Below are 25,334 nucleotides of genomic sequence, written 5' to 3'. Positions count from 1 at the left end.
GGTCGCCGCTTGCTCGTGTGCGCTGTCCTGCGCACACGGCAAGACCGGGGTTGGGCGTCCTGCCCAACCCGCCCGAGGCATGCCTCGGGCCCATGCGGCGCACGCTCCCTCAACCGGACCCACCCCGCCTTCGACAGTTTCCTGCGATCTGTTGGAGCCTGCTGCTGATGGTGGTGGGTGCCGACCGTTGGTCGGCACGGGGTCGGATCCGGAATCAATTTCGATATCTGACAGATTTCATCCACGCATGGCGTGGATCTACTGGGACGGCGTTCTGCTTTGGTAGGTGTCGACCTTGGTCGACACGGATGAATTCATTCGATATCTGACAGATGTGCCGACCAACGGTCGGCACCCACCAACCGTCACCAGGGAACTGTCGGGGGCGGGGCGCAGCCCTGCCCAGCAACCCCCTACTCAGCCGGCTTGGCCGCCGCCGTCGCTGCTACGCTCGCGGCCCGTCGTGCCAACACCGCCTCACGGTGCGCGATGTACGCATTCGCCGCCAGGATGATGCCCGCACCGATCAGCGTCCAGCGATCCACGCTCTCGTCGAACAGCAGCCACCCGCACAACGTCACCAGCGGCAGCTGCAGGAAGCTGATCGGGGTCAGGGCCGATACTTCGCCCAGGCGCAACGCGCGCGTCCACAGCAGCTGGCCGACCGTGCCCATCACGCCGGTCGCCACCAGCCATACCCAGGCCAGCCCGGCGGGCCAGACCCAGACGAATATCGCCGGCACCAGCGACAACGGTACCCAGAACACGTAGGTGTACAGCACCACCGTGTCGGCGCTGTCCACGCGGGTCAGCTGCTTGATCTGGATGGCCACCAGCGAACTGAGCAGCGCCGCGGCCACCGCGATCAGGCTGCCCGCAGAGAATCCCGCAGTGCCCGGCCGGACGATCACCAGCACGCCGATGAAGCCCACCACGACGGCAGCCCAGCGGCGCACGCGCACGGTTTCGCCCAGCCACAGCACGGCGGCAATGGTGACGAACAACGGCGTGGAATAGGACAGCGACACCGCCTGCGCCAGTGGCAGGTGGCCGAGGGCCCAGAACGCGCACAGCATCGAGCCCAGGCCGATCGCGCTGCGCACGAAGTAGCGCGGCAGCTGCTGCGTCTTCAGCGGTGCGCGGCCCGGGCGCAGCAGCATCGGCAGCAGCGCCAGCAGGCCGAAGGCGTTGCGGAAGAACGCCACTTCCTGCGTCGGCACGTAACGGGTGGCGTAGCGGATGGCCACAGCCATCAGGCCGAAGGCCATCGTGCTGGCGAGCATCAGCAGCGCCGCCCGCGCCGGGGTGGCGAGCGGCGGCCGGGTGCTGGCGTTCACCACTGGGCGCCGAGCAGGCGCGGCTCCGGTTCGATCGGCACGCCGAACTTCTCAAGCACCGATGCGGAAATGCGCCGGGCCAGGGCCAGCAGCTCGGCGCCGCTGGCGTTGCCATGGTTGACCAGCACCAGGGCATGGCTGGGGGCCACGCCGGCGTCGCCGTCGCGGAAGCCCTTCCAGCCGCAGGCGTCGATCATCCATGCCGCCGAGACCTTGCGCTGGTCATCGCGCTCGGCCGGGAACACCGGCAGCTCGGGGAAGTGCTGCTGCAGCACCTCCACCTGTTCCAGTGGCAGCACCGGGTTCTTGAAGAAGCTGCCGGCATTGCCGAGCACGTCCGGGTCGGGCAGCTTGCGGCGGCGGATGGCGATGACCGCGTTGGCCACGTCCACCGCGCTGGGCAGCTCCACGCCTTGTGCCTGCAGTTCCTCGCGGATGCCGGCGTAATCCATGCGCAGGTCGTGCAGCAGCGGCAGCTTCAGTTCGATGGCGGTGATCAGGTAGCGGTCGGGCTGCTGCTTGAACACGCTGTCGCGGTAGGCAAAGCCGCACTGTTCGTTGTCCAGCCGCACCCAGGCCTGCTCCTGGCAGTCCCAGGCTTCCACGGTCTGGATGAACTCGCCCACCTGCGCGCCATAGGCGCCGATGTTCTGGATGGGTGCGGCACCGGCGGTGCCGGGGATCAGCGCGAGGTTTTCCAGGCCGGACAGGCCCTCCTGCAGCGACCACATCACCAGGCCATGCCAGGACACGCCCGCACCGGCGCGGATCACTGCGTGGTCGGCACGGTGTTCCAGGAAACTGATGTCGCGGTTGCCGAACACCAGCACCGTGCCCGGCAGGTCGTCGGCGATGAGCACGTTGCTGCCGCTGCCCAGCACCAGCAGCGGGCCAGTGGCGACGCTGGGCAGGGCCAGCACGTCGGGCAGCAGGGTGGGGTCGTGCAGTTCCAGCAGCTGCGCCGCCTCGGCGCGCACGTGGAAGGTGTTCAACGCCTGCAGCGGGGCATTCGAGGTGAGGGTCCAGCGCAGCGGTGCGGCGGAGGTGTCGTGGCTGTCCATGGGCGCGCTCACAGCGGCGCCACCGCGCCACGGCTGGGCGCTTCGCGGCGGCGACGGATCGCTTCCACGCAATCGGACACCAGCGACGGGCCGCGATAGATCAGGCCGCTGTAGCACTGCACCAGGGCGGCGCCGGCAGCCATCTTGGCCACCGCGTCAGCGCCGGAGAGGATGCCGCCCACGCCCACCAGCGGCACCGATTCGGGCAGGCGCGCACGCAGGCGGCGCAGCACCAGCGTCGACTGGTCCAGCACCGGTGCGCCGGACAGACCGCCGGCTTCGCTGGCCAGCGGATCGCCGGCGATGCCGCTGCGATCGATGGTGGTGTTGGTGGCGATCACGCCGTCCACCTGCAGCTCACCCAGGACGCGCGCGGCGGCATCGATATCGCGCTCGCTCAGGTCCGGGGCCACCTTCACCAGCATCGGCACGCGGCGGCCGTGCTGCGCGGCCAGTTCTTCCTGGCGGTCGCGCAGCTGGCTGACCAGCAGGCGCAGCGCGGTCTCTTCCTGCAGTTCGCGCAGCCCGGCGGTATTGGGCGAGGAGATGTTGACGGTGATGTAGTCCGCCAACGGGTACACCTTGTCCAGGCAGGTGATGTAGTCATCGACTGCCTGCTCGTTGGGGGTGTCCTTGTTCTTGCCGATGTTGATGCCCAGCAGGCCGCGGCGGTTGCGCGCGCGCTCGACGTTGCGCACCAGCGCATCGACACCGGCATTGTTGAAACCCATGCGGTTGATGATGGCCTGGTGTGCCGGCAGCCGGAACAGGCGCGGCTTGGGATTGCCGTCCTGCGGGCGCGGGGTGATGGTGCCGATCTCGACGAAGCCGAAGCCCAGCGCGAACAGTGCATCGATGTGCTCGCCGTTCTTGTCCAGGCCGGCGGCCAGGCCGACCGGATTGGGGAAGGTCAGCCCGAACACGGTGCTCGGCATCGGCGCGATGCGTGCGGCCAGCAGCGGCGTGGTGCCGGTGCGGTAGGCCAGGTCCAGTGCGGACAGGCCGAGGCCGTGGGCGCGCTCGGCGTCGAGCGAGAACAGGAAGGGGCGGGCAAGCGAATACATGCGTCGGTTCAGTCCAGCGTGCCGAGGAAGGCTCGGGTTCGATATTCAAAGGCGACCTGTCCATCCACCGCATGGGCGTTGAACAGGTCCTGCAGCGCAGCCAGCATCGGCGCATGGCGCGGGTGTCCCGGCTGCGGTGCGTAGGAAGAAGACAGCAGGCGTCCGCGCAGGGCGTCGAAGTCCAGATGCTGCACATTGGGCAGCTCGATCATCCCGCGCAGGCCGGGGCCGAACCAGGCCTGCATGGTGGCATCGTCCTGGTAGCGCTCGGCCACAGCGGTGTAATCGGTGCCGTAATCCAGCAGCAGCTGCTCGTAGCCGATGAGGAACGGGCTGGCATCGAGCAGGCGCGAGTTCCAGTAGACCAGCGCCATGCCACCGGGGCGCAGGATGCGCTGCCATTCGGCGCGCACGGCCACGGTGTCGAACCAGTGAAAGGCCTGCGCGGCACTGACCAGGTCCACGCTGGCATCGGCCAGCCCGGTCGCTTCGGCGCGGCCATCGACGGCGCTGAACTGCGGATACTGCGGCGCCAGCCACTGTTCGGCAGCGGCGCGCATGGCGGCATTGGGTTCCACCGCGAGCAGAGGATGGCCCGCGGCCAGGAGGGCACGACTGGAAATGCCGGTACCGGCGCCGATGTCGGCAACCCGGGCAGAGGCGGGCACTGCCATCGGGCCGTGCAGCCAGTCCATCAGCGCTGCCGGGTAATCCGGGCGGTAGCGCACATAGTCGGCGACCCGGCTGCTGAAGCGTTCAGTGCTGTCCGACGCGCTCATGGCCGTCAGTTCGACATCGCGGCCAGCCAGGCCAGGCCGCCGAAGAACAGGACGATGACCAGCAGGCCCAGGCCCAGCATGATCACGTTCAACCAGCCCAGGATCAGGCCGGTGAGGGCCAGGCCGTCGCCTTCCAGCTCGGTGGGGCGGCGGCGGATCTCGCCGCGCGCCATGTGCCCGGTGATGATGGCGACGAGGCTGGCCACGAAGGGCAGCACGGTCCAGCTGGCGATGCCCAGCACCAGGCTGAGGACGGCCAGGGCACTTGTCTGTCGGGGTGCCACGCTCATGGGGGTCCTCCTTGGCAGTGCGCACATGATAGTGCCTGCGGGCCGCCAAGCCCATGGGCAGCAGTGCGGTGCCGGTCCATGCTCGAGACCAGGCCGCCAGCATCGTGTAGAGCCGAGCCCATGCTCGGCTGGCCTTGCTGCTTTCCATTGCCGCAAAAGCAGCCGAGCATGGGCTCGGCTCTACAGACTCAGCCCATCAGCACCTGGCCACCATCCACGTTGAGCACATGCCCGGTGATCCAGCGCGCCAGCGGCGAACACAGGAACAGCGCGGCATCGGCGATCTCGCGTGGGTGGCCGAAGCGGCCGAACGGGATCCGGGCCAGGGTCGCGTGGTACAGATCGGGATCTTCCACGCGGCGACGGTCCCACAGGCCGTCGGCAAACTCGATCGAACCCGGCGCGATGGCGTTGACCCGGATGCGGTCCGCTGCCAGGGCCAGCGCCTGCGACGTGGTGTAGTGGGAGAGCGCGGCCTTGGCCGCCGCATAGGGGGCACCGCCGGGGCGGGGCTGCTGGGCGGCGATCGAGGACAGGTTGAGAATGCAGGCATCCGCCGAAGCCCGCAGCCAGGGCAGCGCGAGGCGCGAGGCACGCACGGCGGCCATCAGGTCGATCTGCAGGCTTGCCGCCCAGCCATCTTCGTCATCGGCAATGCCGTAGCCGGTGGCGTTGTTGACCAGCACGTCGATGCCGCCGAGTGCGTCGGCGGAGGCCTGCAGCCAGCCGCCGATCTGGCCGGTGTCGGCCAGATCGGTGGTGAATACGTGCAGGGGCGTGCCGTGTGCCTGGGCATCGGCCTGCAGTGCCTGCAGCCCGGGCAGGCCGCGGGCGCAGACCGACACCGCTGCACCGGCGCCGGCAAATGCCAGCGCCAGCTCACGGCCGATTCCCTTGCTGCCGCCGGCAATGAGCACGCGGCGGCCGCTGAAGTCGAGGGTCGGAGCCCCTGCGGGGATCCGACCCACAGCCATGTCCGGCATGTTCGCCATTACAGGTCGAACTTGATGCCCTGGGCCAGCGGCAGCGAGTCCGAATAGTTGATGGTGTTGGTCTGGCGGCGCATGTAGACCTTCCATGCATCCGAACCCGACTCGCGACCACCGCCGGTGTCCTTCTCGCCACCGAAGGCGCCACCGATCTCCGCACCGGACGTGCCGATGTTGATGTTGGCGATGCCGCAGTCGCTGCCGGCAGCCGAGAGGAACTTCTCGGCGGTCTTCAGGTTCTGGGTGAAGATCGAGGACGACAGGCCCTGCGGCACGCCGTTCTGCATGTCGATGGCCTCATCGATGCTGTCGTACGGCATGACATACAGGATCGGCGCGAAGGTTTCGTGCTGGACCACCGCGTCGCTGTTCTTCAGGCCCGACACGATGGCCGGCAGCACGAAGTTGCCGGCACGATCGATGCGGGTGCCACCGGTTTCGATGGTGCCGCCGGCGGCCTTGGCCTGGGCGATGGCATCGAGGAACTGCTGCACGGCGCCGTCGCTGTTCAGCGGGCCCATCAGGTTGGCGGCATCGGTCGGGTCGCCGATCTTGCCTTCCACCTGCTTGTAGGCCTTGACCAGCGTGGCCAGCACGTCGGCGTAGATGGAGCGGTGCACGATCAGGCGGCGGGTGGTGGTGCAGCGCTGGCCGGCGGTACCGACCGCGCCAAACACGATGCCCGGCACGGCCAGCTTCAGGTCGGCGGTCTCGTCCAGGATGATGGCGTTGTTGCCGCCCAGTTCCAGCAGGCAGCGGCCCAGGCGGCGGGCGACCTTCTCATTGACCGTGCGGCCGACCTGGGTCGAGCCGGTGAAGCTGATCAGCGGCACGCGACGGTCGTCCACCAGCTTCTCCGACAGGGCGGTGCCGGCGTCGTTGACCAGGAAGAAGATGTCCGGGAGGCCAGCTTCGCGCAGCGCGTCGTTGCAGATGCGCATGGAGGCGATGGCGGTCAGCGGGGTCTTGTTGGACGGCTTCCAGATGCAGATGTCGCCGCAGATGGCGGCCAGGAAGGCATTCCAGCTCCACACCGCGACCGGGAAGTTGAAGGCCGAGATGATGCCGACCAGGCCCAGCGGGTGGTACTGCTCGTACATGCGGTGGCCGGGGCGCTCCGAATGCATGGTGTAGCCGTACAGCATGCGGCTCTGGCCCACGGCGAAATCGGCGATGTCGATCATCTCCTGCACTTCGCCGTCGCCTTCGGGCTTGCTCTTGCCCATTTCCAGGGCAACCAGCGAACCCAGGGCGTCCTTGTTCTTGCGCAGCGCTTCGCCGCACAGGCGCACGGCTTCGCCGCGGCGCGGGGCCGGGGTGGTGCGCCAGGTCTTGTAGGCCTCCTGCGCACGGGTGATGACCGTCTCGTACTCGGCCTCGGTGGTGGCGCGGACCTGCGCGATCGGCTCGCCGGTGGTCGGGTTGACCGGGGTGATCAGCTCACCGCCGGTGGCGCTGGACCATTCCCCGTTGCCCAGGTAGGTGCCAGCGTTGATCGCGTCCAGACCAAGGGACTTGAGCAGCTCGGAAGACATGCAGACTCCTGTATTTCGTTACGTAGTTGGTGCCGCCGCGGGCAGGTGGGGGACGCGGCGGACTGAGCCGGCGATGGTAGCAGAGGGATGTGGCCGGGCTTGGTGCAGTGCGGGGTGGGGACGCCAAAGGCTTGACGGGCCTGCGTCACGATTTCAGGACGGGCCTGGCGAGGCGAAAGTGATAGAAATCAGTGCCCTATGTCTCGCTTACTTTGCGGATCGCGTCAAATGATTGCCAGATGGCGGCTATCTTTTGTGACGGAGTTCGGACACAATCGGCACGAAGTCAATCAAACCGCAATCAAATGTGTGCACCGGCTGGGGAGATCGGTGCTGCTGGGGATCATGTCCGGATCCGCGGAATCGTCTGAGGAGATGTTTTGTGCTACATGGATCCGTAGAAGGCCTTTCCAGCCACCCCAGCCGGGCGCGCCGCCGCGTAGAGGCCCGCGCTGCACTTGAACTGGCATTGCGCCTGGGCGACCTTGCGGTCGTCCCGCTCACCGCCGTTCTCTCTCATCTCATGTTTTATGGTTCGGCCGTGCCGGGCCCATCCCAGCGTGTCGTATTCGGCGCGCTGCTGCTGAGTGCGATGGTCTGTTTCATGATCGCGCCCGTGTACCGCAACTGGCGCGCGCGCGGCCTGATCACCGATCTGTGGGTGCTGTTCCTGGCCTGGTCCGCGTCCTTCGCGCTGTTCTCGGTCTATGCGGTGCTTGTCGACATGGCAGGTTCCGTGCCTACGCGCTGGCTGCTCGGCTGGTTCGGTGCGGGACTGATGCTGATGATCGGCACGCGCGTGGCGCTGCGGGTGCAGTTGCATCGACTGCGTTCGCGCGGCCTGGATCGCGAGCGCGTGCTGCTGGTCGGCCTGCGCTCTTCCGGGCTGAAGCTGCACCGCCTGCTGCGCGGCAAGCCCGAGCTGGGCAAGGAAGTGATCGGCTACTTCTCCGCCAAGGGCGATCTGGCGGTCCGTCGCGGTGGCGACGCGCCGCGCTGCCTGGGTGCGCTGGGTGACCTGCCGCGCTACATGGACCAGCATCGCGGTGAATTCGACCAGTTGTGGGTGTCGATGACCCCGGGCGACGCCGGTGACATGAAGGCGATGCTGAAGCAGATCGAGCGCTTCCCGGTGCCGGTGCGGCTCATTCCTGACACCACCGGCTGGGGCACGCTGAATCCGGGCGTGCACCAGGTCGGCAACGTGCCGATGATCGGTGTGCGCCAGGGGCTGTCGGACCACAATTTCCGCCTGGCCAAGCGCGTTGAGGACATCCTTGTCGCCGGGCTGGCAGTGATTGCACTGGCGCCGGTGTTTGCGGTGCTGGCGATCGGTGTGAAGCTGAGCTCGCCTGGCCCGGTGCTGTTCCGCCAGCGCCGCCATGGCCTGGGGGGCAAGGAATTCTCGATGCTGAAGTTCCGCTCGATGCGGGTTCATGCGGAAGGTTCCTCGGACAAGATCACCCAGGCCACCCGCAACGATCCGCGTGTCACCCGCTTTGGCGCCTTCCTGCGCCGCAGCAGCCTGGATGAGCTGCCGCAGTTCTTCAATGTGCTGGGTGGCAGCATGTCGGTGGTGGGACCGCGGCCGCACGCCGTGCAGCACAACAACCATTACGAGCGGCTGATCGACCGTTACATGCACCGCCACTACGTGAAGCCGGGCATCACCGGCTGGGCGCAGGTGCACGGGCTGCGCGGGGAAACCCCCGAACTGCGCTCGATGAAGAAGCGCGTGCAGTACGACATCGATTACATCCGCCGCTGGAGTCCGACCCTGGATGTGCGCATCATTGTGATGACGGCCTTCAAGGTACTGGGCCAGAAATCGGCATACTAGGCACCGAGGCTGTCGCCGGCGATGTGCCGGCCGTGCCCGCGTGGAAGCGCCCGGTCTGCAGCAGCGGCCGGGCGCTGCGTTTCATGTACCGAAGAACTGATGGAAGCCGTTGTCCGTGTTCAAGAATATTCTGGTTGTGTGTGTCGGCAACATCTGCCGTAGTCCGTCGGCTGAAGTGATGCTGCGTGAGGCAGTGCAGGGCAAGGGCATCACGGTGTCCTCGGCCGGCCTGGGGGCCCTGGTCAACCATGGCGTGGATGCGACCGCGCAGGCGCTGTTGACCGAGCATGGCCTGGATGGCAGCAGCCATCGTGCGCGGCAGATCGACCGCAGCATCCTGGGGGCCTCGGATCTGGTGCTGGTGATGGAACGCAAGCACGTCCATCGCATCATCGAGATCGCGCCGGAGGCGTCGGGCAAGACCTTCCTGCTGGGCAAGTGGCAGTCCGACCGCGAGATTCCCGATCCGTATCGCCAGCAACGGGCGGCATTCGAACACGTCTACACGCTGATGGATGAAGGCGTGAAGAGCTGGGTCCGCTACCTATGAGTGCCCGCGCCTGCTGAAGGCGCGCTTCAGGCAGAAAGCCGGGAGCCGTCAGGCCCCCGGCTTTTTTCATTCGCCGACGTTGCGCAGGTTGTCGTAGAAGAAGCGCTCGTCGCGGTCACCGGTCATGCCGTACAGGCCATACTTGCGGCCGAGCATGGCGCCACCGTCGCGGATCAGCGGGTTCCAGTTGAAGGCTGCACGGCCGCGCGTGGAGCGTGGCAGGAAGCCGTCGAGCGGAATGCTGAAGTAGATGCCCTTGTCGAAGCTGCCTTCGCCGAAGTCGCGTGCCGAGACATTGGTCTTGGTCGCATAGGCGCCCATGGTCACGCCGTTGTCGAACACGCGGGCCAGGTCCAGGGTGGCACCCTTGTCGCCGGCCAGGTACTGGCCGACCGACAGCGAGCCGATGACGCGCTGCTGGGCGTCGAACGCATAGTAGAACGTGGCATGGCCGGTGGTGATGCGATAGTCGCGCAGGCCAAAGTGCTGGTCGTAGTCGCGCTGCTGCACCCGGTTGAGGTTGGCGCCCACCGCCCAGCGCTCGCCACTGGGGCGATACAGCAGTTCGCCGCCGACGCCGGCATACATCCACTCCAGGTAACCGGCGTAGGCAATGCCATACAGGTCCGGCGCCAGTCGCCCGGCGATATTGGCCTGCAGGTTGGGCAGCATCACGTCGGAGGTGGTCAGGTACTGGCGGATGTCGGTGCGCACGCGCGGCAGGCGGCTGGGCGCGTTGTACTTGAACTTGTGGTAGTTGTTGGTGATATCGGCGCTGACGGTGCCGGTCAGCCAGATGTTGTCGCGCAGGAACAGGCTGCCGGTGTAGTTGGCTGCGACCTGGTACAGGATGAAGCCATCGGGGCCGCCCAGGTTCTGCCGGTAGCCGACGTTGAAACCGCCGCCGAAGGGGCTGCGCTTGGGCTTGTACAGCGTCTCCCGCGCGCGCGCGTCGGGTGCCTGCAGTTCCGTGCTCCGGCGCAGGACGTCTTCGCTGACCGTGCCATCGAGGTAGCCGGCGAACGCTTCGCGGTTGATCGACAGATCGGCGATCGGCATGCCCACGCGGGTGGTGCGCAGGGTGAACCAGTCGTAGTCATCGCCGGTCGCATTGGCAAGGATGCGCGTGGCGCGCCCCAGGCCCTTGGCGGCATGCAGGTAGCGGGTCTGGTACCCGTCGATGTACAGCTCGTCGCCGCGGCGCGAAATACGCTCGACACGGAAGCCGGCATTGCGCTGCAGTTCGGCGGTGACCGCGGCCCAGTCGGTGCTGGTGGCGGGTGCGTCGCCGGCACCGGAGGCGTCGCTGCTGGCGACGGCTGCGCGCTGCTCGGCGACGGCGGTCGCGGGCAGTAGTCGCTGCGGCGGCGGGTCGAACGGCTTCGGTGCGGCAGGCGTGTTGCCCGGGTTGCCGCGCAGGGTGAGCGAGAACATCGCCGCGTCACCGCGCTCCCAGGCGGCGGTCAGCTCGACGTTCGGGCTGGGGACATAGACCAAGCCCACGTTGATGGGCGTACGCTGGCGCAGGTTGTTGTTGCGGGGTTCGCGGCGATAGTCGTTGCCGTCGTACTCGACCTTCAGCAGCAGTTCGTCCATCGGCGTCTGGTAGGTGATGCCGCCGAAGATGCCGACCGGGCCCTTGAACATGTTGCTGAGGCCGAATTTGCCGGCCTGGGAGATGATGCTGGTGCCAATTGGACGCCGATCCTTGAATCGATCATCGATCAGGCCGAGCGGGTTGGAGAAGTCGCCACGGTTGCCGATGTAGCCGGTGGCCAGGCCGATCGATGCATCGATGGGACCGAAATTCTTGTTGGCGACCAGGTACTCACTGGAGAAGAAGCCGGTGCCACCGAGATCACGCACGCCGAAGGCCACTTCCGGCAGCATGCGCGACTCTTCCCACAGCCGCAGCTTGAAGTCGATCGACTTGTCCTTGTAGTGCTGGTTGCCGGCGTAGCTGCGCCCGTAATACAGGTTGTTGACGTTGATGTAGCGGAAGGAGGTCTCCAGCCACGGGAACGGCTGCAGCGTCAGGTTGTAGCGCGCGTACGGCGAGTTGTAGGACGCGGTGAAGCTCAGGTCGCCATCATCAGCCATCCGTGCGGTCGGCGTCTGCAGCAGGCCGATGCCACCCCACTCGTTGGCAGTGGGCGGCGGCGCTTCCTGGGCATGCAGTGCGCAGGACAGTGACAGGGCAAGCGCGCTCAGCGCGAAACGGGCGGGGCGCGCCAGGCGCGCGCGCGTGCAGGGCTGGGTCATCACGGGCTGACAGGCTGGGTGGCGATGAACGCGGCGAAGTCGCTGTTGAACAGCGGATCGAGGCGCTTGAGGAGCGGGGCGCGCAGCGGCACGAACAGCGTGCCGCCGGCAGCAATGGCCTGGGGATCGGCGCGATTCCACAGGGCGATGCCCAGCTGCTGGACCCGCCCGTCGGGCTGGATCACGAAGATGTCATTGCGGTCGGCGAGGGCGCTGGGCCGGCAGTCACGCAGGTAGTCGCGTGCATCGCGCTGCGGGACGTGGGGCAGGACGCAGGCCTGCCCGACCGCGCCCATCACGGTGATCGTGCGCGGCTGCTGCGGGAAGCGCAGCGTATCGCCGTTGGCGAGCACCGGATTGTTCGCGGGCTGGACCTGGATCAGGCGCGCGGAACTGGCGATGGGCATGCGCCCGGTGGCCGGATGTGCGTCGAGCCACCCCTGCAGCGTCCGTGCCAAGGCCGAGAGCTGTGTGTCGCTGGCCTCTGCCAGCTGCCCGGCACCGTACTGCAGGCCGGCGCGAAGACGCACCTGGTCTTCCATGGCCTGCGGGCGCTCGAAGCTGGTGCCCAGCAGGTAGGCGTCAGCGCTTGGGCGGGCCAGCAGCAGGGCGTCGGCGAGGCGCGCGTTGGCCGGCAGCTCACGCGTGCCGGCCGCCGCGGCCGCGCCTTCGATGCGCACCTCGGTTGCCTGGGCGGCGCTGGCTGCAAACAACGCGGCGATGATCACCGGGCCGGAAAGTCGAAACGTCATGGCTCAGTCCTTGGCCGGGCGATAGGGTTTGAGCTGGGTCAGCTCCGCGACACGGCCGGGCGCCAGATGCTGGCGGCTCTTCCAGATGAAGCCGGTGGCCGGATCGGCCCAGTAGACGTTGCGGCCGTGCATGCCGCCCTGCAGTTGTTCGTCGTAACGCTGCAGGGTGCGGCGCGTGCCGAGGATGTTCACTTCCTCCAGTGCGCCACGGCTCAGGGTGCCGGTCACGGCCACGTCGACCTGGTACGCAGGAACCCAGTCATAGCGGCGCTGTACCTTCACCGGCGTGGTCACGCTGCGCAGGTCGTCGAACGGCGAGGGGCCGTCGATGCGCGCGCGCCACTGCTGCCCCAGCCCGCTGCCTCCCAGCAGCAGGCCGTGGCGGTCCAGCTCGAACACGGCGTGCGCGCCGGCATACCACTGCTGGCGGCCACCATCGACGTAGCCCAGCACGGCGACGGCCACGATGTCAGGTGTGTCCACCTGCATCTGCGGGAAGCGGTTGCTGGCCACGCCCTCGGCGGTAGCCTGGGCCGGGCGATGGGTGATCAGCCGGAAGGTTTCTGCCGTGGACCGGCTGCCGGTGGTGCAGCCGGTGAACAGCAGGGCGGCGACGACGGCGGGAAGCAGCGCGGCAAGCGCGCGGTGTGCCGGCCGCTGGCTGGCGGCGTCCATGCGCGCCATATCAGTTGTCCCTGACTTCGGTTCCGGTACGCGCTGCGTTGTACAGGATGCTGGTGAACGGCAGCAGCTGGTTCACGAAGCGGTTCCAGCGGCTGACGCCGGCGGCACCGACGAACACCACGTCGCCCGGCTGCAGGTGGAACTGGCTGCCGGCGGCGAATGCGGTGGGCGAGCGCGCCTCCAGCTGGTAGACCATGGACGGCTCCTGCAGCAGGTCGGTGCTGCCGCGGATGACGTACACGGCGTTGCCGTTGGCGGTCTGCTGCAGGAGGCCGCGTGCACGGCCCAGTGCCTGGTTCAGCGAGACATCGCCGGTGCGGAAGCTGTAGGCGCCCGGCAGGTTCACCTCGCCCACCACGAAGATCTCCTTGCGATCCAGGTAGGGCACGAAGATGGAGTCGCCATCCTTGAGGAACAGCTGGCGGCCGCCGAACTGGCGGGCCAGGGATTCCAGGTTGATGGTGTAGGTGGTGCCGTCACGGCTGAGCTGGATGCCCGACAGGTCGGCCTGGGCACTGTTCAGTCCCGCCTGGCTGATGGCGTCGGCCAGGGTCAGTGGCGAGGTGCCCAGTGCGATGGGCGAGGACCGCTCGGCGGCACCGGTAACCCAGACGCGCTGGCTGCCGTAGGTCAGGACGGACACGTCCACCTGCGGCGATTCCACGTACTGGGCCAGGCGGCGGCTGATCTCTTCGCGGATTTCCATCGGCGACTTGCCCGAGGCCTTGATTTTGCCGATATAGGGGTAGAACAACGTGCCATCGCTCTGCACCAGGCGACCGGCGAGCGCGCCTGCCTGCTGCGAGCCTGCCGGCACGGTCAGCTCCGGGTGATCCCAGACGGTGACATAGAGAATGTCGCCGATGCCGACCTTGTAGGGTTCCGGCTGGTAGTCGAACAGTGCGTTCGGCAGCGATTTCTGCCCCCGCGCGGCATTCTCCTGGGCGATCAGCTTCGGAGTGATGGTGACGATTTCCAGCTGCCCGTCACCGCTGTGGCGGTCAACGGCAACGTCGCCGCGGCGCAGGTGCTGGCCCGGTGCAAGCGCGCAGCCGGAAAGTGCCAGTGCGGTGAGTGCAGCGGCAAGAAGACGATGGGTGGTGTTGTTCATGAGAATGGGATTCTGGCAGGCATAAAAAACCCCCGCCGGGTCGCGCCCGGCGAGGGCCTGTGTGGTACGCAGTGCGCCGATCAGCCGCCGGTGCCGCCCGTACCACCCGTGCCACCGGTACCACCCGTGCCGCCGGTGCCGGGGCCGCCCGGGCCCGGGCCACCCGGATCGGTGCCGCCGCCGCCATCGTTGCTGCCGCTGGTGCTGTCGCCACCAACGCTGTAAGCCACGGCAGCCGCAGCAACAGCAATCACGGTGGTACCAACCACTGCAGCGGTCGAGACGCCCGCAGCTTCTGCGCCGGCGACTTCAGCGGCGGCTGCTTCCGAGGAGGTTTCTGCGCCGGTGGTAGCCTGCGCTTCCTGCGCGAAACTCATCATAGGGGAGGCGGAAAAGGCCGCCAGTGCCACAACTGCGATCGTCTTCTTGAACATGGGGAGGCCTGCTCCGTCAGGGAAAATTCCACCCGTATGTTCGGTGGATGAACCTTGGCTGTCAAGGTTTAGGGCACGCCATCTCATTCATCGCGTTTGATTGGCGACGAATAACTGCGCAGGTCGTCACGTTCCAGCGCCCGCTCGCGCCCGGACAGCGCCTTCGCCGTGGCCTTCACCATGTCATGTGTGTGCAGGTCAGCCATCAGTATCGGCACGGTCACGCCAGCGACAATGGCCAGCAACGCAGCGTGGGTGCGCGCGGCGACCACGCCCGCCGGCACCCGAATGCCACGCAGCACGCAGGCGGATGCGGTCATGCCCAGGCCGAGTCCGATGATGATCTCCGACAGCGAATGCGCCCCAAGCGGAACTCTGGACCAGGCGATCGCCACGGCGAGTGCAGCACCCGCGATGGCCCACGCCCAGGGGCGCGGGCTGCGGCCGCTGGCGAGCAGCCAGAACACCACTGGATAGAGCGAGCTGGACATCGCGGCATGGCCGGAGATGCCGGTGAAATCCAGCGACTCCACGCCCAGCCCCCAGCCCATGAAGGCGATCTTGCTGGCCAGCGTGGCGCTGGCCACCACGGCGATGGCCACTGCCCAGCGCCACTGCAGGCGGCGATGCGTGGACGGTACGAACAGTGCCAGGACGAAGGCAAGGGGAAACAGGGCGCGGCTGTCGCCGATGGCGGACAGGCTCTCCCAGAGGATCATCATGTGGCGGCGGTGCGGGAACGGGGTGGGGCGGACAGGATAGCGGCGTTGGCCGTTTCGGCGGCTGCCCGTGGCTTGGTCCATTCAGCAAGAAGCGGTATCCTTGCGTGCTGCCAATGGCCCCGTAGCTCAGCTGGATAGAGCGTCCCCCTCCTAAGGGGAAGGTCGCCCGTTCGAATCGGGCCGGGGTCACCAATGCGTACTTGGCGAACCTCCGCGGCAGTCAGTAGCTCGCATCAGGTAACACGACCCGGTCTTCACGCTGTTTTCCTTCCCGGGGTACCGTCACGCCCCTGCTGGTTTCCCAGTGACTGCGACATCGGTGAGGCGATGATGGGATCGATTGAAGCGTTTCACAGCCAGATATGGTCTGCGCTATCCCCGCTGGATGGTTCGGATTTCGAAGCGATTGCGGCCCGATCTCCGACGGATGATGAGGTGGAAGCCGTCAAGGCCCTGGTCGGCGCACCATTGCCCGTTGAGTTCGTCGCTTTCTCAGGCAGGAGCAACGGACTGCTTGTCGTAGCTCGCGACGAAACATGGCCCGAGCCGGAGGAAGGGAGTGTTTGTGCTGCATGGACACTCTGGCGTGGCGTTGTCCTGCTTGGCTTCGACACAGAAGATCTGCCCCGGTGGGCGAGCATTGCCACAGCGGCAGAACAACTCCATGACTTTGGCATCGAAGGCATTGCGCCAGTTTTCAAAGTCCTCGGTGACGCCGGGCGGATATGGGGAGTGAATCGTCAGGGTGAGTCGGTGCTCGTTACGGATGGCGAGGTGGACGTTCTGGCTGCCACCATTCCGGCGCTGTATGCGATGGAGATCGAGGATCTTGTCGCGCGCCATGAAAAGATGCGCGGCCTTGCTCGCTGAGATTCCCGTTCGCACTTCATCCGTGCGCCGATCTGCGGAGTCCGGCCGCCCGTTTACGCGTGCCAGGAGGGCCCGCTGAAGCGGGAAAAATCTGCGCGGTTCTGGCGGACTCATCCACGCTCCGCCGCCCGTCCCCGCATTCATCCGCACCCGATTGCCGGAAATGCGCATCACACTGCAGAACGGGAACCCTGTTTGCGCTTACGGTGACCCTGCAGTACAGGTTGGCCGTCTTTTCCACGGCAGTAGCCTGCCTGCATTCCCGTCGGCCGGAGTATCCCGTGGACCTGTTGCTCGCCATCGGTGAGGTAGCGCTGGTGTTCGCCTGCCTGCTCGGCCTGGTGCATGTCGCCGACCGGGTATGGCGCCGCCGGAAGCGCTGAAGGCGGCAGGGCGGGGCTGTCTTCCGGCGGAAATGAATTCGCGCTATTGTCCGAAATTCGTGATGAACATCACACTTGGGGTGTGCCCATGCAAGCGCGTCGTTTTCGGTATGCGTACAGGAAAGTCCGCGAGTGGCATGTAGGGGCGGTGCGGGCCGGTTGGCTGGCCCTGCGCTACGGCTTGACCGGTGACACCGGGCGCTTCAATTCGCACGGGGGCTGGCGGGTCAGCCGCCTGCGGGTGGACCGCGAGCGCGACGAAGTCGGCTGAGGCCTCACGTCGCGGCTGCGCTGCATGCACGTGCATTGCACGAGCGCTGCAGCAGGGTGGATGCACATTCCCCACTCTGGATGCGTGCAATGAATACCCCAGGCACTCCCAAGCCCAGTTTTCGCCAGCGGCACGGTCTGTGGATCGTGGCGGGGGTCGCGGCGGTCATCGCCCTGATCCTGGTCACCCAGTACTGGTAACGCTTGGCCGGCCTTTGTAGAGTCGAGCATGCTCGACCCTGCAGGGCCCGATTCCAGCGGAGCGCATGATGCCTTTGCCCGATGTGCTTGCTACGGTGGCCGGTGAGCTGATCCTGGTGCCGGTCACGCTGTTGCCGATCATCAATCCGCTCAGCACGGCGTCGATCTTCGTGTCGACCGTGGGCGGCCGGCGGCAGGTGGCCAAGCGCCTGGCCCGGCAGATTGCCTTCAACAGTTTCATCGTGATCGTGGTGGCGATGCTGGTCGGCACTTACGTGCTGTCGCTGTTCGGCATCTCGCTGCCAGTGGTGCGCATCGGTGGCGGCCTGCTGGTGGCGGCTGCGGGGTGGCGCATGCTGGGGGCGCGCGTGGACGATCCGCCCAGCGCGGCGGAAGAGCAGGCCTCGGCGATGGCCGACCACGAGCTGCAGCGCAAGAGCTTCTTTCCTCTCACGTTCCCGCTCACCACCGGGCCGGGCACGATTGCCGCCTGTATCACCCTGGGCACCCATGTCGAATCAGTGACGCCGCTGCACCTGCTGTCCGGCGTGGTTGTTGCCGTGGGCGGGGCACTGCTGGTGGTGTCGGTGATCTACCTGATCCTGCGCAATTCGATCGTGCTGGTTGCCCGGCTGGGGCCGACCGGTGCGGTGGTCATGCAGCAGCTGGTAGCGTTCGTGCTGCTGTGCATCGGCATCCAGCTGATGTGGACCGGCTGGGTGGACCTGAACCAGCAGACCTTCGGGGGGTGATCCCGGGCCATGCGTGGTCGCCCAGTAGATCCACGCCATGCGTGATCGCCCAGTAGATCCACGCCATGCGTGGATGCTTCAGCTCTGTTGCAGCAACTCCACCAGCTGGCGCAGCCGGTAAGGCTTGGGCAGGAACTCCACCTGGTCGGGCAGCGGCGGCAGCTGCGAGCGTGCATAGCCGGACGACAGGATCATCCGCGCGTGCGGCTGGTCGCGCGCCACGTGTTCGCTCAGCTCGATGCCGGACATGCCATTGGGCATGCTGACGTCGCTGAACACCACGTCGAAGCGCTCCCCGCCCTGCATCAGGGCGACCGCTTCGTGGCCGTCGGACGTGGTTGCCACATCGATGCCGAAATCGCGCAGCGCCAGGCCGATCATCTCGCGCAGATCGGACTGGTCCTCCACCATCAATACGCGGAGCGTGTCATCAGTCATGGGCAGGGTCCTCCATTGCGGGTAGCAGCAGGCTGACCGTGGTGCCGACACCGGGCGTGGTGGACACATCAACGAAGCCGCCGCTCTGGGTAGTAAAACCGAACACCTGGCTCAGGCCCAGACCGCTGCCCTTGCCGATGTCCTTGGTCGTAAAGAAGGGCTCGGTGGCCCGTTCAGCGATGTCCGGGGCCATGCCATGGCCCTCGTCGCAGACGCTTAGTGTCACATATCGACGCTGCAGCGCGGTGTCCGCGTCCGGATCCAGGCGGTGCTCCAGCGCGGTGGCCACCAGGACGCGGCCACCGTCGAGGGTGGCTTCGGCGGCGTTGGCCACCAGGTTGGCAAGCGCGGTCTGCAGCTGCAGCGGGTCGGTGCTGAGCAGGGGCAGGCCCGGGGCCAGGTCGGCTTCCACGGTTACGCCGGTTGGGCAGGCGCTGCGCAGGCCGGGCAGCCATTCTCGGATCTGCTGGTTGATGTCCAGCGGCTCGCGGATCAGCGTCTGGCCGGTGCTGAAGGCCAGCAGCTGCCGGGTCAGCAGCGAGCCACGGTCGGTCGCGGCCTGTGCGGTGGCCAGCAGCTCGGCGGCGCGGGCATCGCTGCCAAGCCGCAGCGACAACAGGTCCAGTGCGTTGCCAACCGTGGTCAGCAGGTTGTTGAACTCGTGGGAGAGGCCGCGGCTGAGCCGGCCCACGGTCTCGAACTGCTGGGTCTGGCGCAGGGCCCGCTGGGCGTCGCGCAGCAGGCGCTGGGCCTGCCAGTGCTCGGTGATGTCGCGGGTGATCTTGACGAAGCCCAGCAGCTCGCCGTTCTCGCGCACCGCTTCAATGACGATGCTGGCCCTGAACGATGAGCCGTCGCGGCGTACCCGCCAGCCCTCGCTGGCCACGTGGCCGTTCTGTGCAGCCAGGTGAAGCAGCCGCTGCGGTTCTCCGGCATCGCGTTCATCGGCCAGGTAGAAGCGGCTGAAGTGGGTGCCGATGACTTCGTCGGCACGGTAGCCCTTGATCCGTTCGGCGCCCGGGTTCCAGCTGCAGACGATGCCCTGGGGGTCAAGCAGGTACAGGGCATGGTCACGAACGCTGTCGATCAGCAATCGTAGTTGGCGGGACGTGTCCGTCAGCACGGAAGGCGTAGAAGCAAGAGCGTCCACGTAGAAATCAGTTATACCCCTGTAAGGGATGCGACCGTAGGCAGGCGAGCGTGAAGGATTTGTGCACGCGGTGCGTGTGCCATTGGTCGTATGCGGCTGAATGCGACAGGGAGTAACATCATCGACCTTTCGTGCTCTGGAACCGAACCGCATGCGTCCTGGTGCAACAACGCGTGACCGCTGGATCTGGGTGGCTGCCGCCGTGCTGCTGGCTGCGACCATCGGAATGGAGCTGGTGGTTCCGCTGGGCTATGCGGTGTGGCTGCTGTACTTCATGGCTATTGGCGTCACCGTGTTCCAGCGCAGTGCGCGGGCACCGTTCGTGGTGGCGGTGATCGCCTGCGGCCTGTTGGCCATCGGCTACAACGTCGCCCCGGCCAGCACCAACTCCTCGTTCTCCTTCGTCAACCGCACCATTGGCGGCGTCGGTTTCCTGATGATCGCGCTGATTGTCTCGCGCGCCATTACCGCGCGGCGCGAGGCCATGCGGGCGCTGTGGCTGCAGGAAGCGGAAAACGCCGTGTCGATGAGCCTGCGCGGCGACCTGGGCCCGGAGCAGATTGCCGATGCGGCGATGACCAGCCTGGCCGGCCAGCTGCAGGCCGACGTGGGCGTGATGTATCGCATCGAGGGTGGCCGGCTGCAGTTGACCGGCGGCGTCTCCCTGCCCAGCGGGCTGCCGTCCTCGGTCACGCTTCAGGAAGGCCTGCTTGGCCAGACCGCACGCGACCAGCAGATCCGCCACGTGCAGGGCGACGACCAGCATGCGTTGCAGCTGCAATCCAGCCTGGGCCAGGTGACGGTGCGCGAGCGCATCCTGGCGCCGATCAGCAGCGACGGCACAGTGGTGGGCGTGGTCGAGCTGGGCCGTTCGCAGGCAGCGGGCCAGCGCACCCTCGATGCGGAGCTGCTGGAACGTTGTGGCGAGACGCTCGGCATGGCATTGCGCGCCTCGTTGCTGCGCGCGCAGCTGGTGGTGCTGCTGGAAGAATCGCAGCGGCAGGGCGAGGAACTGCAGGCGCAGCAGGAAGAGCTGCGCGTGGCCAATGAGGAGCTGGAAGAGCAGAGCCGCAGCCTGATGCAGTCGCAGGGCCACCTGGAGCAACAGCAGGCCGAACTGGAACAGAGCAACGTGCAGCTGGAAGAGCGCACCCACGAACTGGAGGCGCAGAAGCAGGCGCTGCTGGTGGCGCAGGGCCAGCTGGTACGCAACAGCAACGAGCTGGCCGCGACCTCGCGCTACAAGTCCGAGTTCCTGGCCAACATGTCGCACGAACTGCGCACGCCGCTGAACAGTTCGCTGATCCTGGCCAAGCTGCTGGCCGACAACAAGGACGGCACGCTGACCGAGGAGCAGGTCAAATACGCCCGCGCGATCCTGTCGTCCAACAACGACCTGCTGGCGCTGATCAACGACATCCTCGACCTGTCGCGCATCGAAGCCGGCCATGTCGAACTGGCCGACGAAGTGGTGGTGGTCGACAGCGTGCTGCAGCGCCTGCGCGAGACGTTCGAGCCGATGGCCCGGCAGAAGGGCCTGGCCCTGCAGATCGAAGCCGATGCGCTGGCGCCCACGCAGCTGGTGGCCGACAACCAGCGCATGCAGCAGATCCTGAAGAACCTGCTGGCCAACGCGCTGAAGTTTACCGAACACGGCAAGGTCAGCCTGCACGTGCGTGCCGCCGGCAATGGACGCATCCGCTTTGAAGTCTGCGATTCGGGTATCGGCATCGCCCGTGACCAGCTGCAGGTGATCTTCGAAGCGTTCCGCCAGGCCGACGGCAGCACCCGTCGCCGCTACGGTGGCACCGGGCTGGGCCTGTCGATCTCGCGCGACCTGGCCGTGCGCATGGGGGGCGACATCCAGGTGGACAGCGAGCCGGGCCGCGGCAGCTGCTTCATCCTGGAACTGCCGCTGCAGGGCGCACCGGCCAGCGAAGTGCCGGCAGAGCCGGGCGAGAGGGTGCCGGTGCCGATGGCGTCGGTGCAGAACGTGGCCGCTGCCGCGCCACTGGCCATGGCCGCCGCGCCGGCGATGACCAGTGCCAGCGGCAGCGTCGCCGATGATCGCGGCCGTCGCCAGCGCGCCGGGCGCCTGATCCTGGCGGTGGAAGACGATGCCAGCTTCGCCGAGGCGCTGGTGTCGCTGGCGCACGAACTTGATTTCGACTGCGTGGTGGCAACGACGGCGGAAGAGGCGTTGACGCTGGCCAGCGAACTGCGGCCGAACGGCATCCTGCTGGATATCGGCCTGCCGGACGTATCCGGGCTGAGCGTGCTCGAACGCCTCAAGCGCAACCCGGAAACCCGCCATATTCCGGTGCATGTGGTTTCGGCCATGGACCGCAGCCAGGTCGCACGCGAGCTCGGCGCGATTGGTTATGCGGTGAAGCCGGCCACCCGCGAGCGGCTGGCCGCAGCCATCGAGCAGCTGGAACAGACCAGCCAGCGCGATGTGCGCCGCCTGCTGATCGTCGAGGATGACAGCGACCTGCGCCGCAACCTGGAACTGCTGCTGGGCCGCGACCAGCTGCAGATCGTCGCGGTAGGTACCCTGGCCGCCGCAGTGGAGCAGCTGAGCACGGTCACGTTCGACTGCATGGTGATGGACCTGTCGCTGCCCGATGGCAGCGGTTACGACCTGCTGGAACACATGGCCGGCAACGATGAGGTCGGCTTCCCGCCGGTGATCGTCTACACCGGCCGCGCGCTCAGCCGTGAGGAAGAGCAGCGCCTGCGCCGCTATTCCAAGAGCATCATCATCAAGGGCGCGCGTTCGCCCGAACGCCTGCTCGACGAGGTGACGCTGTTCCTGCACAGCGTCGAGGCCAGCCTGCCGAGCGACCAGCAGCGCCTGCTGCGCGAGGCCCGCCGCCGCGACACCGTGCTCGATGGCCGCACCGTGCTGTTGGCCGAGGACGACGTGCGCAACATCTTCGCCCTGTCCAGCGTGCTCGAACCGCTGGGCGTGACGCTGGAGATCGCGCGCAACGGGCAGGAGGCGGTCGACCGCCTGGCCCAGCGCGAGGTCGACCTGGTGCTGATGGACATCATGATGCCGGAGAAGGATGGCCTGACCGCCATGCGCGAGATCCGGGCACAGCGCCACCTGCAGGACCTGCCGATCATTGCGCTGACCGCCAAGGCCATGCCCGATGACCGCGAGCGCTGCCTGCAGGCCGGTGCCAACGACTACATCGCCAAGCCCATCGACGTGGACAAGCTGGTGTCGCTGTGCCGGGTCTGGTGCTCGCGCCAATGAACGAACAGGCGCTGTTCGACCTGGAGCTGAAGGTCCTGCTGGAGGCGCTGTACCAGCGCTACCACTACGATTTCCGCAGCTATGCGGTGTCTTCGCTGCGGCGGCGCATCCGCCAGGCGATGCAGCGCTACGACTGCGAGCGCCTGGTCGACCTGCAGCACCGCCTGCTGCACGAGCCGGACCTGTTCGCCCAGGCGATGCAGTTCTTCACCGTGCAGGTTTCGGAGATGTTCCGCGACCCGGCCTACTTCAAGCAGCTGCGCGAGCAGGTGGTGCCGGTGCTGCGCACCTACCCGTCGGTGAAGCTGTGGGTGGCCGGCTGCAGTACCGGTGAAGAGGTCTGGTCGCTGGCCATCCTGCTGCACGAGGAAGGACTGCTGGAGCGCAGCATCGTCTACGCCACCGACATCAATCCGGCGGCGCTGGCCACGGCCGAAGCCGGTGCCTACAGCATCGACCGCCTGGCGCAGTTCAGCCGCAACTACCTGGCCGCCGGTGGCACCGGCTCGCTGTCGGACTATTACGCGACTGCCTACGACGGTGCGGTGTTCGACCGCCAGCTGCGCCGCAACGTGGTATTTGCCGACCACAGCCTGGCCACCGACACGGTGTTTTCCGAAGTGCACCTGGTGTCCTGCCGCAACGTGCTGATCTATTTCAACCGCGACCTGCAGGACCGCGCGGTGGGCCTGTTCCGCGAGGCGCTGGTGCATCGCGGCTTCCTCGGCCTGGGCAGCAAGGAGTCGCTGCAGTTCGGTCGCCACCATGATGCGTTCGAAGCCTGCTCGCGCGAGCACCGGCTGTACCGGAAGGTGGTGTGATGGCCGCCCCGCGCCCGCACCTGCTGGTGGTCGGTGCCTCTGCCGGTGGCGTGGCGGCACTGCAGGCGCTGCTGGGCGCGTTGCCGGCCGGCCTGCCGATACCGGTGCTGGTGGTGCTGCACCTGCCGCGCGACCGCAGCAGCCGCATCGCCGAGGTGCTGGCGCCGTACTGCGCGCTGGACGTGCGCGAGGCGGAGGACAAGCAGCCGTTGCAGCCCGCGACGGTGACCTTCGCCGCACCTGACTACCACCTGCTGGTGGAAGACGCGCAGACCATCGCGCTGTCGATGGATGAACCGGTGCTGTTTTCGCGCCCGGCCATCGATCCGCTGTTTGAGTCCGCCGCGGCCATTTTCGGGCCGCAGCTGCTGGCGGTGCTGCTGACCGGCGCCAGCAGCGATGGCAGTGAAGGCGTGGCTGCGGTGCGATCCGCCGGTGGCCGCGCCTGGCTGCAATGCCCCGAGGAGGCTGAGGCATCGATGATGCCGGCCTCCGCCCTGCAGCACGCCGGCGCTGACGCCGTGCTGCCTCTTGAATTGATGTGCCGTCGCTTGAAGGAGTTGTTTGCATGAACCTGCTGCCACCGGACCCTGCGCAGTCGCAGACCCCGGTCAACCTGCTGATCGTCGATGACGTGCCGCAGAACCTGGTGGCCATGCAGGCGCTGCTGCGCCGCGAGGGCGTCAACCTGCTGCTGGCTGGTTCGGGCGCGCAGGCGCTGGAACTGCTGCTGGAACACGAGGTGGCGCTGGCGCTGCTGGACGTGCACATGCCGGAGATCGACGGCTTCACCCTTGCCGAGCTGATGCGTGGCTCGCAGCGCAGCCGCGATGTGCCGATCATCTTCCTGACTGCTTCGCCGGATGACCCGGTGCGTGCGTTCAAGGGCTACGAAAGCGGTGCGGTTGATTTCCTGCACAAGCCGGTGGCGCCGCAGGTGATCCTGAGCAAGGTCAATGTCTTCATCGAGCTCTACCAGCAGCGCCAGCTGCTGAAGTCGCGCAACGACGCGCTGGAGCGCGCATTGAAGTTGAACGAGACGATGGCGGCGGTGCTGACCCATGACCTGCGCACGCCGCTGTCGGCCATCCTGTTGTGCGCCGACAAGCTGTCGCTGGAGCTGCCGCCGGGCAACACCAGCGCGCAGCAGACCCTGCAGCACCTGGAGGCCAGCACCGTGCGCATGGCGCGCATGGTCGAGCAGCTGCTGGATTTCTCGCGCATCCGTAGTGGTGGCCTGCGCCTGGAAGCCAGTGCCTGCGACATGGAGGAACTGGCCCGTGCCGTGATCGCCGAGGCCGGCAGCGCACACGGCAGCGATCGCATCGCCTTCGATGCAAGCGGTGATGCCACGCTGCACGGCGACATGGATCGCCTTGGGCAGGTGGTGGCCAACCTGGTGGGCAATGCCATCACCCATGGTGGCAATGACGTGGTGCGCGTTGCCGTCGATGGCAGCGATACGCGCGTGGTGACGCTGCGCGTGCGCAATGCCGGGCATATCGAGGAAGCGCTGCTGCCGCGCTTGTTCGAGCCGTTCAAGGCCAGCTTCCACCAGAGCAAGGGCCTCGGCCTTGGCCTGTACATCGTCGACCAGTTCGTTGCTGCTCATGGCGGACGCCTGAGTGCGCGCAACGAGCAGGGCCAGGTGGTGTTCGAAGCGGTGCTGCCACGCCGCGCCGACACCCGCATTGGCCGTTAACTGAATTCTTCAGGGAGTGCCGGAACGAACTGAGACGGGCTCGTCCGTAGCTGCTACCGTGGCGACTCACGTTGC

General features: G+C 67.0%; 25 protein-coding genes and 1 tRNA gene. 11 read left to right on the top strand and 15 right to left on the bottom strand.

Features of this window, described 5'->3' with window-relative positions:
- Positions 1-413: 413 nt before the first annotated feature.
- The 7 genes from QMZ26_RS03175 to QMZ26_RS03145 form a co-directional block, all read right to left on the bottom strand.
- Complete coding sequence (locus QMZ26_RS03175) at positions 414-1,283, bottom strand: DMT family transporter (RefSeq protein WP_283220630.1); 870 nt, start codon at positions 1,281-1,283, stop codon at positions 414-416.
- Positions 1,284-1,333: 50 nt separating this feature from the next.
- On the bottom strand, positions 1,334-2,398 hold the full coding sequence (murB, locus tag QMZ26_RS03170; RefSeq protein WP_283220553.1) for a UDP-N-acetylmuramate dehydrogenase: 1,065 nt from the start codon (positions 2,396-2,398) through the stop codon (positions 1,334-1,336).
- Between the two features lie 8 nt (positions 2,399-2,406).
- On the bottom strand, positions 2,407-3,462 hold the full coding sequence (locus QMZ26_RS03165) for a quinone-dependent dihydroorotate dehydrogenase (RefSeq protein ID WP_283220552.1): 1,056 nt from the start codon (positions 3,460-3,462) through the stop codon (positions 2,407-2,409).
- Positions 3,463-3,470: 8 nt separating this feature from the next.
- On the bottom strand, positions 3,471-4,241 hold the full coding sequence (locus tag QMZ26_RS03160) for a class I SAM-dependent methyltransferase (RefSeq protein ID WP_283220551.1): 771 nt from the start codon (positions 4,239-4,241) through the stop codon (positions 3,471-3,473).
- A gap of 5 nt (positions 4,242-4,246) precedes the next feature.
- A complete protein-coding gene (locus QMZ26_RS03155; RefSeq protein WP_108746562.1) occupies positions 4,247-4,531 on the bottom strand; it encodes a DUF4190 domain-containing protein in 285 nt (94 codons plus the stop codon).
- 188 nt (positions 4,532-4,719) lie between these two features.
- The gene (locus QMZ26_RS03150) at positions 4,720-5,505 is read right to left on the bottom strand and encodes an SDR family oxidoreductase (RefSeq protein ID WP_283220550.1); all 786 of its coding nucleotides are present in this window, start codon (positions 5,503-5,505) and stop codon (positions 4,720-4,722) included.
- A 17-nt stretch (positions 5,506-5,522) separates the two neighbouring features.
- Complete coding sequence (locus QMZ26_RS03145; RefSeq protein WP_283220549.1) at positions 5,523-7,055, bottom strand: aldehyde dehydrogenase family protein; 1,533 nt, start codon at positions 7,053-7,055, stop codon at positions 5,523-5,525.
- 382 nt (positions 7,056-7,437) lie between these two features.
- On the opposite strand from QMZ26_RS03145, the gene QMZ26_RS03140 reads away from it, so the two are divergent.
- Positions 7,438-8,895 carry an undecaprenyl-phosphate glucose phosphotransferase gene (locus tag QMZ26_RS03140; RefSeq protein ID WP_283220548.1) on the top strand — a complete coding sequence of 486 codons (1,458 nt, stop codon included), beginning with the start codon at positions 7,438-7,440 and terminating at the stop codon, positions 8,893-8,895.
- A 115-nt stretch (positions 8,896-9,010) separates the two neighbouring features.
- Positions 9,011-9,445, top strand: coding sequence for a low molecular weight protein-tyrosine-phosphatase (locus QMZ26_RS03135; RefSeq protein ID WP_079225201.1), 435 nt, complete (start codon positions 9,011-9,013; stop codon positions 9,443-9,445).
- Between the two features lie 66 nt (positions 9,446-9,511).
- Here the strand turns inward: QMZ26_RS03135 and QMZ26_RS03130 are convergent, their stop codons facing one another.
- The 6 genes from QMZ26_RS03130 to QMZ26_RS03105 all read right to left on the bottom strand — a co-directional run bounded on the left by QMZ26_RS03130 (position 9,512) and on the right by QMZ26_RS03105 (position 15,410).
- The gene (locus tag QMZ26_RS03130; protein WP_283220547.1) at positions 9,512-11,707 is read right to left on the bottom strand and encodes a YjbH domain-containing protein; all 2,196 of its coding nucleotides are present in this window, start codon (positions 11,705-11,707) and stop codon (positions 9,512-9,514) included.
- Positions 11,707-12,459 (bottom strand): capsule biosynthesis GfcC family protein, encoded by a 753-nt coding sequence (locus tag QMZ26_RS03125; protein WP_283220546.1) that lies wholly within the window; start codon positions 12,457-12,459, stop codon positions 11,707-11,709. The genes QMZ26_RS03130 and QMZ26_RS03125 overlap by 1 nt, the downstream gene beginning before the upstream one ends.
- 3 nt (positions 12,460-12,462) lie before the next feature.
- Complete coding sequence (locus tag QMZ26_RS03120) at positions 12,463-13,134, bottom strand: YjbF family lipoprotein (RefSeq protein WP_283220545.1); 672 nt, start codon at positions 13,132-13,134, stop codon at positions 12,463-12,465.
- A gap of 10 nt (positions 13,135-13,144) precedes the next feature.
- Positions 13,145-14,254: a polysaccharide biosynthesis/export family protein gene (locus tag QMZ26_RS03115; RefSeq protein ID WP_283220544.1), complete on the bottom strand. Its 1,110-nt coding sequence runs from the start codon at positions 14,252-14,254 to the stop codon at positions 13,145-13,147.
- 80 nt (positions 14,255-14,334) lie between these two features.
- Positions 14,335-14,688 (bottom strand): hypothetical protein, encoded by a 354-nt coding sequence (locus tag QMZ26_RS03110; RefSeq protein WP_283220543.1) that lies wholly within the window; start codon positions 14,686-14,688, stop codon positions 14,335-14,337.
- Between the two features lie 83 nt (positions 14,689-14,771).
- Positions 14,772-15,410 carry a phosphatase PAP2 family protein gene (locus tag QMZ26_RS03105; RefSeq protein ID WP_283220542.1) on the bottom strand — a complete coding sequence of 213 codons (639 nt, stop codon included), beginning with the start codon at positions 15,408-15,410 and terminating at the stop codon, positions 14,772-14,774.
- A gap of 115 nt (positions 15,411-15,525) precedes the next feature.
- Here QMZ26_RS03105 and QMZ26_RS03100 point away from each other — a divergent pair.
- The 5 genes from QMZ26_RS03100 to QMZ26_RS03080 all read left to right on the top strand — a co-directional run bounded on the left by QMZ26_RS03100 (position 15,526) and on the right by QMZ26_RS03080 (position 17,886).
- Positions 15,526-15,602: transfer RNA gene (locus QMZ26_RS03100), tRNA-Arg, on the top strand.
- A gap of 135 nt (positions 15,603-15,737) precedes the next feature.
- Complete coding sequence (locus QMZ26_RS03095; RefSeq protein ID WP_283220541.1) at positions 15,738-16,280, top strand: hypothetical protein; 543 nt, start codon at positions 15,738-15,740, stop codon at positions 16,278-16,280.
- A 531-nt stretch (positions 16,281-16,811) separates the two neighbouring features.
- Positions 16,812-16,934: a hypothetical protein gene (locus tag QMZ26_RS03090; protein ID WP_267911364.1), complete on the top strand. Its 123-nt coding sequence runs from the start codon at positions 16,812-16,814 to the stop codon at positions 16,932-16,934.
- 89 nt (positions 16,935-17,023) lie between these two features.
- The gene (locus QMZ26_RS03085) at positions 17,024-17,134 is read left to right on the top strand and encodes a DUF3827 domain-containing protein (protein WP_216822010.1); all 111 of its coding nucleotides are present in this window, start codon (positions 17,024-17,026) and stop codon (positions 17,132-17,134) included.
- Between the two features lie 68 nt (positions 17,135-17,202).
- Positions 17,203-17,886 (top strand): MarC family protein, encoded by a 684-nt coding sequence (locus QMZ26_RS03080; protein WP_079225204.1) that lies wholly within the window; start codon positions 17,203-17,205, stop codon positions 17,884-17,886.
- Between the two features lie 78 nt (positions 17,887-17,964).
- Here the strand turns inward: QMZ26_RS03080 and QMZ26_RS03075 are convergent, their stop codons facing one another.
- The gene (locus QMZ26_RS03075) at positions 17,965-18,324 is read right to left on the bottom strand and encodes a response regulator (RefSeq protein ID WP_108746572.1); all 360 of its coding nucleotides are present in this window, start codon (positions 18,322-18,324) and stop codon (positions 17,965-17,967) included.
- On the bottom strand, positions 18,317-19,447 hold the full coding sequence (locus QMZ26_RS03070) for a PAS domain-containing sensor histidine kinase (protein ID WP_283220629.1): 1,131 nt from the start codon (positions 19,445-19,447) through the stop codon (positions 18,317-18,319). The genes QMZ26_RS03075 and QMZ26_RS03070 overlap by 8 nt, the downstream gene beginning before the upstream one ends.
- Before the next feature lie 178 nt (positions 19,448-19,625).
- Here QMZ26_RS03070 and QMZ26_RS03065 point away from each other — a divergent pair, with 178 nt between their 5' ends.
- The 4 genes from QMZ26_RS03065 to QMZ26_RS03050 are packed head-to-tail and all read left to right on the top strand — an operon-like array spanning position 19,626 to position 25,259.
- The gene (locus QMZ26_RS03065) at positions 19,626-22,736 is read left to right on the top strand and encodes a response regulator (protein WP_283220540.1); all 3,111 of its coding nucleotides are present in this window, start codon (positions 19,626-19,628) and stop codon (positions 22,734-22,736) included.
- On the top strand, positions 22,733-23,557 hold the full coding sequence (locus QMZ26_RS03060; RefSeq protein ID WP_108759365.1) for a CheR family methyltransferase: 825 nt from the start codon (positions 22,733-22,735) through the stop codon (positions 23,555-23,557). Before QMZ26_RS03065 ends, QMZ26_RS03060 begins: the two co-directional genes overlap by 4 nt.
- Complete coding sequence (locus QMZ26_RS03055; RefSeq protein ID WP_200731779.1) at positions 23,557-24,129, top strand: chemotaxis protein CheB; 573 nt, start codon at positions 23,557-23,559, stop codon at positions 24,127-24,129. The genes QMZ26_RS03060 and QMZ26_RS03055 overlap by 1 nt, the downstream gene beginning before the upstream one ends.
- The gene (locus tag QMZ26_RS03050; protein ID WP_200731778.1) at positions 24,126-25,259 is read left to right on the top strand and encodes a hybrid sensor histidine kinase/response regulator; all 1,134 of its coding nucleotides are present in this window, start codon (positions 24,126-24,128) and stop codon (positions 25,257-25,259) included. The genes QMZ26_RS03055 and QMZ26_RS03050 overlap by 4 nt, the downstream gene beginning before the upstream one ends.
- The last annotated feature ends 75 nt before the right edge of the window (positions 25,260-25,334 follow it).

Source organism: Stenotrophomonas sp. PFBMAA-4 (assembly GCF_030053215.1).
GTDB lineage: Bacteria > Pseudomonadota > Gammaproteobacteria > Xanthomonadales > Xanthomonadaceae > Stenotrophomonas.
Note: the sequence above shows the minus strand (reverse complement) of the source record. Positions and strands in the feature narration are given on the sequence as shown.